This window comes from Mycolicibacterium sp. 624 (genome assembly GCF_040548615.1).
GTDB lineage: Bacteria > Actinomycetota > Actinomycetes > Mycobacteriales > Mycobacteriaceae > Mycobacterium.
The window spans coordinates 1,028,989-1,039,929 of sequence record NZ_JBEPRZ010000002.1 but is presented as its reverse complement, the minus strand read 5'-3'; the positions used below and the strand labels follow the sequence as shown (position 1 = coordinate 1,039,929).

The window sequence follows — 10,941 nt, the reverse complement described above, 5'->3', positions numbered from 1 at the left end:
CCCGGAAGGTAGGGCTAGCCCCCAGCGCAGTCAGACGTCGCGGGCGTCCGCGGTGAGCAGGTGCGGCTCGGTTTCGGTGTCGTCGATCCCGAAGCTGATGATGCGTCGTGGTGTGATGCGGATGATGGATCGGTCCAGCCTGTCCCCGTTGGGTTCGGTTGGCACCGTGTCGATTTCGGCCTGCACCGCGGTGCCGCGGATCTCCAGGCAACGCACCCGCCACGGATCGCGTGAGGCGATATCGTCCACGACGAACGCGACGGTCGAGTTGGTGGCGATGTTGCGGAACTTCCGGCTCGAGGACATGCCGTATCCGACGATGTCGATGGTCCTGAGTTCGTCGTTGTAGCTGAAGCCGACGGGACTGTTCTGCAGCGTGCCGTCCGGCGCCATGGTGGCGAGGCGACCCAGGTCGGTCGCCGACATGTACTCGATCTCGTGTTCCCGAAACGTCTTAGGAGCCATGGCAACCACGGTAGAACCTCAAGCGCGGTTGACGTCAAGGGTTGATGGTCAGCTGACCGATCTGGCGGCCCCAGACGTAGTCGATGGCGACTGGCTGGCCGATCTCCATGTGGTTGTAGGGCGCGATGCTGTAGCCGGTGTCCATCACGAGGTAGGGGTGTGGCCACAAGTCGCGGGTCACCTTCTGCCAGCAGCCCGGCCTGCCCTCGGGGCCTCCCCTGGCGTTGACGCGCGGCAGATTGTCGGGATAGATGAACGGGTTTCCCGCGCCCATCACCGTGCCGTACGCCGACAGCGAATACCCGTTGTCGCCGCCGAGCGAGCGCTGAATCCGCGGCGCGACATCGTGGTAGTTGCGAATGGTGCAGAAGAGCATTCCCCGGTAGTCGTCGAGCAACTTGGCGCTCGGCACGAGGTCGGCGGCACCTCGGACGAGGAACGGCGCCGCCTCCTCGAACGTCTCGGCTGCGGTGGTGGCGAATCCGATCGACGCCATCAGTGCCGCGTCGACGTCCTTGCGTCGCTCGTTGAGTGACGCCGCCGTCGTCAGTGCCGCGTCCAGCCCGTCGGCGAGGCCGGGCGCGGAGTCCGCATAGATCTCGGTGAGGTCGGCAGTCGCGACGATCTCCTCGGTCAGACGCGGCATCCGGGCATTGACGTCGTCGAGGATCACGTTGGCGTGCTCAAGGGATGCGCCGAACCGGTCGCCGAGGCCGGTGAGCGCCTCGGCGGTCGCCGTTAGGGTGGCGTTCAGCTTGATTGGGTCCACCTGCTCGGCGATCGCCGTCACCGTCTCGAACAGGCTGTTGAACTCCGTGGTCACCGATGATGCCCTGATCACCCCACCGGATGAGATGCGTTGGGCAGATGGGTCACCCGGTGAACTCAGCGCGATGTACTTGTTGCCGAACACCGTGCTGGCATTGATGTGAGCCTCGACGTTGGCGGGTATCCGGGACAGCTGCCGCGAGTCGACCTCGAGATTCAGATGGGCTCCCTCGGCGCCGTCGACCGTGGTCGTGGTGACCGACTTCAACTTGCCGATCTCGACCCCGTTGAGCGTGACCTTGGCGCCGGGTTCCACGACGAGGCCGGCACGCGGCGATACGACGACCAACGGCGTGCGCGGATCGAAGTCGCCACGGAACTGCTTGTAGATCAGCGTCGCGACCAGGGCGATCACGATGAGGAAGACCGCACCGGCCACTTTGTACGGCGGCGCGTGGCGGTCGATAGCCATTTTGCGACACTAGGGTATGGCTGCCCGTCGCACCGCGGATCCGGCGAAGACTCGGCAAGCGGTGACCGCAATTGCCGACTGGCTGCGCGACGACGGTGTTGAGGCGCCGGACCGAACCGTGCTGGCCGATGCCGTCCGGCTCACGGCCCGAACACTGGCGGCGATGGCTCCCGGTGCAAGCGTCGAAGTCCGCGTCCCCCCATTCGTTGCGGTGCAATGCATCTCGGGACCTCGCCACACCCGGGGCACGCCGCCGAACGTGGTCGAGACCGATCCGAGGACATGGCTCCTGCTGGCCACCGGACTGCTCTCGGTACCCGACGCTGCCGCCGGTGGGGCGTTGCAGATGTCGGGGTCGCGGGCGCAGGAGATCGCCGAATGGCTGCCGGTGGTCCCGCTTTCGAATTGAGGCGCTCAGCCGAAGTAGGGCGTCTCCTGCACCCAGTGGAAGCCGCGACTGCGCAGGGTGAAGTCGTCCAGCGGCTGCCGTTGCAGTTCAATCGTGACGGGCTTGCCGTCCATTTTTCCGTCGAGGCGCAATCGGTCCGGGCCCTGCCGGTCGATGGCCAGGGTGGTGGTGCCCACCGTCAGGACATCGCCCGTCTGCGTCGCGGGCTCGTCGACGAGCTCACCGTCCATGCGCTGGTGGGTCACCACGCCCGGGTGGTCGAAGACGACCCGCTGCCAACGCATCTCGTCGGTGGTCAGCGGGGGCCGCACATCACCGTCGACTGTGAACTCGGTCACCGACCAGATGCCGTACAACTCGGGTTTGGTTCTGCCGTCGCCGTACTCGTACCAGCCTGCGACGTTGATCGCCACGCACCCCGCGGCAACCCACACGCCCAGCGCCAGCTGCACCGCCACCGCGATCCGGTTGCGCCTGGCGGAGGAGAACAGGTCGGCTGGGATGAAGGGGTCGGCCTGTCGCTGCAACACCAGCACGTCGGCCAGTCGCCGGACATGCGGCGCCACCAGAATCACGCTGATCACCAGCAGGTGGAACGACAGGATCTTCACCGGCACGTCGTAGGTCATGTTGAGCAGGAAGATCTGGCCGGTGCCCACGACGCTGAGCAGCGCGCCCAGCAGTGCGGTCCTCGGCCAGAACAGCAGCAGCCCGGCCACCACCTCGACGGCGCCCAGTGCGATCTCGTACGGGTGCGAGCTGCCGACCTGCAGCCACAGCACCGCCATGGGGCTCAGGTTCCCGAAGGGTTCGAGCAGGCTCGACAGCGGCGGCGTCGGCATCTGCGTCGGAATCACCTTCGCGAAGCCGTAGAACAGCATCTGACCGCCGAGGCAGAGGCGAAGGAACGTGGTGAACCACGCGGCCAGGCGCGGGTAGGCGGCGCGCCGTCGGTCGAGCACCGACCAGATGGCCGTGGCGACGACGGCGACGGCGAGAAGCCAGAAGATCAGCACCCAGATGGCGGCCTGATCGCCGCTGCCGGATTCCGTCAGCGGCGAGTCGACACCGAACACCGTGCGACCGACCCATCCGGTGACGGGTTCCAGCGCGAGCATCTGCCACAGCACGGCGCGGTCGGGGAGCCACTGCGACAGCACACCGGTGAACACGAAGGTGATCTGGGCGAACGCCAGGCAGAACAGACCGAAGTAGACGACGCAGAAACGGAACGCGATGCGGGTCGGCAAACGCCAGTGCATGTATCTCCCTTGAGTGCGAATGTGCGGCCGGGAATCGCGCACGGTGTCTTCGTGGTTGAAATGAACTGCGACATCGTCGTGCGATTCCGTCTTTGACCGTCGTTCACCGTAGACTCAGAGACGTCACCCCCAGCCCCCAGGGAGCAGCCTGATTGTGACCGCCGAAGAGCCCGTACAGGTAGATAACGAGCCGAAGGAAGAGTGCGGCGTCTTCGGCGTCTGGGCCCCTGGCGAGGACGTGGCCAAGCTCACTTATTACGGCCTTTATGCACTGCAACACCGTGGCCAGGAGGCGGCGGGTATCGCCGTCGCCGACGGCTCGCAGGTGCTGGTGTTCAAGGATCTCGGCCTGGTCAGCCAGGTGTTCGATGAGCAGACGCTTGCCGCGATGGACGGCCACGTCGCGGTCGGACACTGTCGCTACTCCACGACCGGCTCCACCACGTGGGAGAACGCGCAGCCGGTGTTCCGCAACACCGCGGCAGGTACCGGTGTCGCCTTGGGACACAACGGCAATCTGGTCAACACCGCCGAACTGGCGGCGCGCGCGCGAGACGCAGGCCTGATCAACACCCGCGCCCCGGCGTCCGCGACCACCGACTCCGACATCCTTGGCGCGTTGCTGGCGCACGGCGCGGCCGACTCGACGCTGGAACAGGCTGCTCTGGAACTGCTGCCGACGGTGCGCGGTGCGTTCTGCCTCACCTTCATGGACGAGAACACCCTGTATGCGGCGCGTGACCCGCATGGTGTGCGACCGCTGTCGCTCGGCCGGTTGGACCGCGGTTGGGTAGTGGCCTCGGAGACCGCGGCGCTCGACATCGTCGGCGCGTCATTCGTCCGCGACATCGAGCCCGGCGAGCTGTTGGCCATCGACGCCGACGGCGTGCGCTCCACGCGCTTCGCCAACCCGACGCCCAAGGCGTGCGTTTTCGAGTACGTGTACCTCGCGCGCCCGGACAGCATTCTGGCGGGCCGTTCGGTGCACGCCACCCGCGTGGAGATAGGCCGCAGGCTCGCCGCCGAGATGCCCGTGGATGCCGACCTGGTGATCGGTGTGCCGGAATCGGGCACACCCGCCGCGGTCGGCTACGCCCAGGGTTCGGGTATCCCCTACGGCCAGGGCCTCATGAAGAACGCCTACGTGGGCCGCACCTTCATTCAGCCGTCGCAGACCATCCGCCAGCTCGGCATCCGGCTCAAGCTCAACCCGCTGAAGGAAGTCATCCGCGGTAAGCGGCTGATCGTCGTCGACGACTCGATAGTGCGCGGAAACACTCAGCGCGCACTGATCCGCATGCTCCGCGAGGCGGGCGCCCTCGAGGTGCACGTCCGGATCGCCTCGCCCCCGGTGAGGTGGCCCTGCTTCTACGGCATCGACTTCGCCACCCCGGCCGAGCTGATCGCCAACGCGTCGAGCAACTCGGCCGACGAGGACGAGATGGTCGACGGCGTCCGCCGCGCGATCGGTGCCGACACCCTGGGCTACATCAGTACCCAAGGGATGATCGCGGCCACCGAGCAGCCCGCGACGCGACTGTGCTCGGCATGCTTCGACGGCAACTACCCGATCGAGTTGCCCGGTGAGACCGCGTTGGGCAAGAACGTGATCGAGCACATGCTCGAGACCGCGGCCCGTACCGGTATTCCGCTGCAAGCCGACAACGACAACGCCAGCGCCGTCCGTAGGCCGTAAATCACTGCGGCTGGGCAGAACTGAACCGGAACAGGTGACGACGCCCACCGCCTGACGCCGTTCCATCGTGGTCGAGCGCCGCCCTGACCGACTCCCGGTAGGGGGTCAGGCCGTCTGGCGGCGGGCCAATCACCGAGTCGACGTCGCGCTCTAGCGCGACGGCGTCGCAGTGCAGGGACTCGACCAGCGGGCGCGCCAGGCCCGAGGGTATCGGCGTCACCAGGCCCACCCACCAGCTTGCGATCGACGGCGTCAGCAGCGGCAGCGCCACGATCACGCGCTTGCGGAGCCCGGCGACGTCGGCGTAGCCCTGCATCGCCTCGCCGTACTCCATCACGTCCGGTCCGCCGACGTCCCACGTGCGCGACTCGGGCACCGGCACCTCGGCGGCCGCGGCCAGGTAGTGCAAGACGTCGTCGACGGCGATCGGCTGGATCCGGTTGTGCACCCACTTCGGGGTGGTCATCACCGGCAGCCTGTCGGTGAGGTGGCGGATCATCTCGAACGACGCCGAACCCGACCCAATCACGATGCCCGCCTGCAGCACGACGGTCTCGATGCCCGACTCGATCAGGATGTCGCCGACGGCGGCGCGTGACCGCAGGTGCGGTGACAGGTCGCCGTCGGGGTGAAGGCCGCTCAGATAGACGAACCGCTTCACCCCGGCGTGCCTGGCCGCGGCGACGACGTTGCGGGCTGAGCGCTCCTCCTCGCTGACGAAGTCGGATGACGAGCCCATCGAGTGGACGAGGTAGTAGACGACGTCGACACCCTCGAATGCCAGGGTCAGCGACTCGGGATCACCCAGATCGCCGCGCGCCACCTCAACGTCATCACGCCAGACTCGATCACGCAGCTTGTCGGGACTGCGCGCCAACGCGCGCACGGGGTGTCCCCGACTCAACAGCACCGGGACCAGATGCCCGCCGATGTATCCCGTTGCTCCGGTTACCAGGCACCGCGTGTTCGCCTCCGACACCAGTTCTCCGATCGTCCAGCTGGCTCGGTAGGTATTCGGAGCCGGTGGATGTCCGGATGACCGCTTACGGCATCACTCAAACGAGCAGCCGGGGTTGGGCACCGCATTGGCCTGTGGCGCGCCGGCCGGCTCGATGTAGCCCACCCACATCACCAGGGGGTCGGGACCGAGGTTGCGGCCGACGTGCACGTAGCCGGGCCCGCTCTCCTCGGTGATGGTGGCGCCCGTGGGGTAGACGCCGTCGATCGAGCAGTCCGAGGCGTAGTGCGTCAGCGTGCCCTCCCGGATCACGCCGTAGACCTGTCCGGGGTGCCAGTGCCAGCCCGTGCTGCCGCCCGGCGCGATGGTGATCTCCTTGGTCAGGTAGTCCACTCCGTCGACGGTCGCCTGTGACAGCGTCTTCGCTTCTATGTCGATGCCGGGCGTCGCCGACGCGGGGCTCGCGACCCCGATCGGGAGCGGTAGTGCAGCCGCCACAGTGGCCGTCAACCAGCGATGTCTGTTCATGATGGCCCAGCGTGGCACACGTATGAGGGCGCCGAGGGGGACCGGTTGGATCGGCCCGACCGGCGTGCGTGCACCGCTGGGTTCGGGTACCGGTAATCTTGGGCGCGATGAGCGAGGTTCAGCAAGCGAATCAGCGATGACGAACAAGGGCACGCCGGCCGAAGGGCGCGGCACCTCCTATGCGTCAGCTGGGGTGGACATCGAAGCGGGAGATCGTGCCGTTGAGTTGTTCAAGCCCCTGGCCAAGAAGGCGACCCGTCCCGAGGTGCGCGGTGGGCTCGGCGGTTTCGCCGGACTCTTCGCACTTCGCGGGGACTACCGGGAGCCACTGCTCGCTTCGTCGACCGACGGCGTAGGCACCAAGCTCGCGATCGCGCAGGCCATGGACAAGCACGACACCGTCGGGCTCGACCTGGTCGCGATGGTTGTCGACGACCTCGTGGTGTGCGGTGCCGAACCGCTCTTCCTGCAGGACTACATCGCCGTCGGCCGGACCATTCCCGAGCGTGTCGCCGAGATCGTGTCGGGCATCGCCGATGGTTGTGTCCTGGCGGGATGCGCACTGATGGGCGGTGAGACGGCCGAGCACCCGGGGCTGATGGCACCCGACCACTACGACATCTCCGCGACCGGCATCGGCGTGGTCGAGGCCGACAACGTGCTGGGCCCGGATCGCGTCAAGCCCGGCGACGTCATCATCGCGATGGCATCCACCGGCCTGCACTCCAACGGATACTCGTTGGCACGCAAGGTGCTGCTGGAGATCGACCGGATGAACCTGGCCGGCCACGTCGAGGAGTTCGGCCGCACGCTGGGCGAGGAACTGCTCGAGCCGACGCGCATCTATGCCAAGGACTGCCTGGCCCTGGCCGCCGAGTCGCAGGTCCGCACCTTCTGCCATATCACCGGTGGCGGGTTGGCAGGCAACCTCGAGCGCGTCATCCCCAACGGGTTGACCGCCGAGCTGGATCGTGGCACCTGGACGCCCGCACCGGTGTTCGGCATGATCGCGCAGCGCGGGCGCATCGACCGCGCCGAGATGGACAAGACGTTCAACATGGGCATCGGCATGGTCGCCATCGTCGCGCCGGAGGACACCGACCGAGCGTTGGCGATCCTGACCGCCCGACACCTGGACTGCTGGACCCTTGGCACGGTCAAGAAGGGCGCCAAGGACGAAGCGCGCGCACAGCTGGTGGGACAGCACCCGCGGTTCTGATTGGTTGATTGGCCTGGGGGACGGGCGCGGCCTTGGCGGCGCCGGTCCTCCTGTTCTACCCGCTCTTCGGGTACGTCAGGAACGCCCCTGCCGTTGAGGACATCAAGAGCGTGGGACAGTACCCGCGATTCCGATCAAATGATTGGCCCGGGGACGGGCGCGGCCTTAGCGGCGCCAGTCGTCCTCTTCTACCCACTCGTCAGGTACGTCGGGGACAGCCCGACTGTTGAGATCGTCGGGAGCGTGCGACAGCTCGCGCTGTAGCTGGCTGAGATCGGTCTGCGGAGAGCTGTACTTCAGCTCACGAGCGACCTTTGTCTGCTTTGCCTTTGCTCGGCCACGGCCCATGAGGGACCCCCTCGCGCAATAACGGAGCGGCCCGATGTACAGGCGGCTCCGATCTGAGTGTGTTTTCGTCCTGGCAACACCTTACCGTGCCCTCTGGCTCCGTGCTGTCAGGCCCGGCTCTGTGAGAGCGCCGGGCATGCGGTATCAACGCGAACGGCCGCGCAGACGTTCCACGGCCAGCCGTCCCGCCCCCACCCCTTCGGTCGCAGGCAGCGAATCGGCGTCGATGACAGCGGCCACCTCGACCTCGCCGCCGGTGGTCAACTCGGTGTCGGCAGGCAGCCCGCGCTTGAGCAGGGCCAGTGCAATGGGGCCCTCGTCGACGTGGTCGATGACGGTGCCCAACCGCCCGACCGGGCGTCCGCCGGCCAATACGGGATCGCCGGTGGTGGGCCGGTCTCCGGATCCGTCGAGGTGCAGTAGAGCCAGCATGCGGGGCGGTTTGCCCAGGTTGTGCACCCGCGCCACGGTCTCCTGGCCCCGGTAGCAGCCCTTGTCGAGATGCACCGCACCCTCACCCGGGCCGCCGATCCAGCCCACCTCGTGCGGGATGGTGCGTTCGTCGGTGTCCACGCCGAGGCGCGGCCGCAGCGCCGCCACGCGGTGCGCCTCATAGGCCCAGATGCCCGCGGGCCGGGCTCCGGCGGCAACCAGCCGGCTCTGCACCTGCTCGGCCTGATCGCGTGGCACCAGGACGTCCACGTCGGTCGCACCGAGGCGTCGGACGAATCCGCCGTCGGGAAGCGCAGTCGCCGTCCCCACGGCGGGCAGTTCGGCAAGCCCCAGCGCGTCCAGAACCGGGGCTCCCGTCACAGCGGGCCCGAGCAGCGACAGAACGGCCAGGTCAGCGGGTTCCACGACGACGTCGGCCCAGAAGATCATCCGGCGCAGGAAGGCCAGAAGCGGTTCACCGCGCCACGATTCGGTGTCCAAGAAGGTGACACCGTCGAGGTCGACCTGGAACCAGTGATCTTCGACACGGCCCTGCCCGTCGAGGCTCAGATTCTCGGCCACCACACCGTCGGGCAGGTCGCTGACGTGTTGGCTGGAGATGGTGTGCAGCCAGGTGAGTCGGTCCTTTCCGGTCAGTGCGAGCACGGCGCGGTGCGAACGGTCGACGATCACGACGGACTCGGACGCTGCGCGTTGCTCCCCGAACGGATCGCCGTGGTGCCACGTGGCGCCTGCGTCGGGGGACGTATCTGGTGCGGGAACTGCGGACATGTCTCAACTCTACGGAGAACTGCACGGATAACCTCAGGCCCATGACACCCCGCATCGACGCCGACGTTGTCGTCGTCCGATTGGGTGTCGGCTCGGACGGTGTCGGATGGGGCCCCGAGGTCATCGATGCCCATACGCCGGCGCTCCACGCCGACGACCCCATGATCGCGCGCGGTGACGGCATCTTCGAGACCCTCCTGGTCCGAGACGGCGTGCCGTGTCTGTTGACCGCGCACCTGGCCCGGCTGACCGCGTCGGCCGAGACCGTCGGGCTGCCCGCGCCCGACCTCCGTCGCTTTCGGGCGGCGGTCGATGTCGCTGTGTCGCGGTGGTCTGGGGGTGAGGCGGTGCTGCGACTGCTGCACGGACGTGGCCGCGAGGGCGGGACGAGCGGGTTCGTGACGGTGTCGGCGCTACCCGAGCGCGCCCTCGTGGCACGACGTGACGGTGTGACTGCAGTGACGGTCGACCGCGGGCTACCGGCCTACGACGTCGACGCTGCGCCGTGGTCGCTGGCTCGGGTCAAGTCGCTGTCCTACGCCATGTTCGCTGCGGCGCAGCGGCATGCCGAGCGGCTGGGTGCCACCGACGTCATCCTCGTGTCCGCCGATGGATTCGTGCTGGAGGGGGCGCGGTCGACTGTCGTGATCGCACCGGAACCTGGCGTGCTGCTGACGCCGCCGCCGTCGTCGCCGTTGCTACCGGGCACCACCGCGCAGGCATTGTTTGCCGTGGCGCGCCGCGCTGGCTGGCGATGCGATGCCCAGCGGCTCCGTGTCGAGGATCTTCATGCCGCACAAGGGCTTTGGCTGCTCTCCAGCGTGACGCTGGCAGCCCGGGTTGGGGTGCTTGACGGCACCCTCCTGCCGGTCGCACCCATGGCGGCCGAGGTGGCCGAACTCGTTGACGCGGCGGTCCAGGCGGGCGGCTGAATCGGGCCCGAAAATTGGTTGTCGGCCTGCCGGTTCGGGAGTACGGTCGCTCGTACACGTGAAGGGAGGTGGTCCGACAAATTGATTGGCATATGGACATGTGAGGTGGCTGCCCGCTAGCAGCGCCGGGGAGTCGTTGCTCTACGCGCAAACGAGACACCTGCGCGCGCTAGCGAATTCCCTGCAGCCACCCGGCCCCCGAGCCCCTCGGTCGTCCACCAAGGAGAACCACGGCTCGGGGGCCGCTCCATGTCTGGGGGTCGCGGAGCGAGTCAGTTCAGAGCGACGATGGCGTCGATCTCGACGGTGGCGCCCAGGGGCAGTGCCGCAACCTCGATGGTGGTGCGCGCCGGGAAGGCTGTGTCGAAGAACTCCGCGTAGGCGGCGTTGATATCGGCGAACGAACCCAGGCGGGTGGTGTAGATCGTGGCCCGCAGGATGCGGCTGAGATCGGTACCGGCCTCTGCGCACACTGCGGCCAGGTTGGTCAGGCTCTGACGCACCTCGCCGGCGATGTCGGTGGCCTCGATCGTGCCGGTGGCGGGGTTCAGCGGCAATGAGCCCGAGCAGTACAGGACGCCGGCATGGGCGACGGCTTGCACGTATGGGCCCACTGCGGCGGGGGCTGAGGCTGAGGCGATCGTTCGGAGTTCACTCATG

The 10,941-nt window shown here is 67.6% G+C and carries 12 protein-coding genes; 4 read left to right on the top strand and 8 right to left on the bottom strand.

What is annotated here, in order from left to right:
* Positions 1-30: 30 nt before the first annotated feature.
* On the bottom strand, positions 31-465 hold the full coding sequence (locus tag ABIA65_RS12070; RefSeq protein ID WP_354523635.1) for a PPOX class F420-dependent oxidoreductase: 435 nt from the start codon (positions 463-465) through the stop codon (positions 31-33).
* A 34-nt stretch (positions 466-499) separates the two neighbouring features.
* Entirely contained in the window at positions 500-1,705 is a 1,206-nt protein-coding gene (locus tag ABIA65_RS12065) for an MCE family protein (RefSeq protein WP_354523634.1), read from the bottom strand.
* Positions 1,706-1,721: 16 nt separating this feature from the next.
* Between ABIA65_RS12065 and ABIA65_RS12060 the strand changes: the two genes are divergently transcribed.
* Positions 1,722-2,114 carry a sterol carrier family protein gene (locus tag ABIA65_RS12060; RefSeq protein WP_241403104.1) on the top strand — a complete coding sequence of 131 codons (393 nt, stop codon included), beginning with the start codon at positions 1,722-1,724 and terminating at the stop codon, positions 2,112-2,114.
* 5 nt (positions 2,115-2,119) lie between these two features.
* On the opposite strand, the gene ABIA65_RS12055 is transcribed toward ABIA65_RS12060, so the two are convergent.
* Complete coding sequence (locus ABIA65_RS12055) at positions 2,120-3,376, bottom strand: DoxX family protein (RefSeq protein WP_354523633.1); 1,257 nt, start codon at positions 3,374-3,376, stop codon at positions 2,120-2,122.
* Positions 3,377-3,530: 154 nt separating this feature from the next.
* Here ABIA65_RS12055 and purF point away from each other — a divergent pair, with 154 nt between their 5' ends.
* Complete coding sequence (purF, locus tag ABIA65_RS12050) at positions 3,531-5,072, top strand: amidophosphoribosyltransferase (protein ID WP_241403106.1); 1,542 nt, start codon at positions 3,531-3,533, stop codon at positions 5,070-5,072.
* Between the two features lies 1 nt (position 5,073).
* On the opposite strand, the gene ABIA65_RS12045 is transcribed toward purF, so the two are convergent.
* Together ABIA65_RS12045 and ABIA65_RS12040 are read right to left on the bottom strand one after the other, a co-directional pair.
* Positions 5,074-6,051 (bottom strand): NAD(P)H-binding protein, encoded by a 978-nt coding sequence (locus tag ABIA65_RS12045; protein ID WP_241403107.1) that lies wholly within the window; start codon positions 6,049-6,051, stop codon positions 5,074-5,076.
* A gap of 72 nt (positions 6,052-6,123) precedes the next feature.
* Complete coding sequence (locus ABIA65_RS12040) at positions 6,124-6,558, bottom strand: cupin domain-containing protein (RefSeq protein WP_241403108.1); 435 nt, start codon at positions 6,556-6,558, stop codon at positions 6,124-6,126.
* 136 nt (positions 6,559-6,694) lie between these two features.
* Here ABIA65_RS12040 and purM point away from each other — a divergent pair, with 136 nt between their 5' ends.
* On the top strand, positions 6,695-7,777 hold the full coding sequence (gene purM / locus ABIA65_RS12035; RefSeq protein WP_241403109.1) for a phosphoribosylformylglycinamidine cyclo-ligase: 1,083 nt from the start codon (positions 6,695-6,697) through the stop codon (positions 7,775-7,777).
* 165 nt (positions 7,778-7,942) lie between these two features.
* Here the strand turns inward: purM and ABIA65_RS12030 are convergent, their stop codons facing one another.
* Positions 7,943-8,125 carry a DUF3073 domain-containing protein gene (locus ABIA65_RS12030; RefSeq protein WP_241403110.1) on the bottom strand — a complete coding sequence of 61 codons (183 nt, stop codon included), beginning with the start codon at positions 8,123-8,125 and terminating at the stop codon, positions 7,943-7,945.
* Between the two features lie 144 nt (positions 8,126-8,269).
* Positions 8,270-9,349, bottom strand: a complete 1,080-nt coding sequence (gene ygfZ, locus ABIA65_RS12025; RefSeq protein ID WP_241403111.1) for a CAF17-like 4Fe-4S cluster assembly/insertion protein YgfZ — start codon at positions 9,347-9,349, stop codon at positions 8,270-8,272.
* A gap of 41 nt (positions 9,350-9,390) precedes the next feature.
* Here ygfZ and ABIA65_RS12020 point away from each other — a divergent pair, with 41 nt between their 5' ends.
* Positions 9,391-10,281 (top strand): aminodeoxychorismate lyase, encoded by an 891-nt coding sequence (locus ABIA65_RS12020; protein WP_354523632.1) that lies wholly within the window; start codon positions 9,391-9,393, stop codon positions 10,279-10,281.
* A gap of 272 nt (positions 10,282-10,553) precedes the next feature.
* Here ABIA65_RS12020 and ABIA65_RS12015 read toward each other — a convergent pair whose 3' ends face one another.
* Positions 10,554-10,940: a Rid family detoxifying hydrolase gene (locus ABIA65_RS12015; RefSeq protein WP_241403113.1), complete on the bottom strand. Its 387-nt coding sequence runs from the start codon at positions 10,938-10,940 to the stop codon at positions 10,554-10,556.
* Position 10,941: the final 1 nt, after the last annotated feature.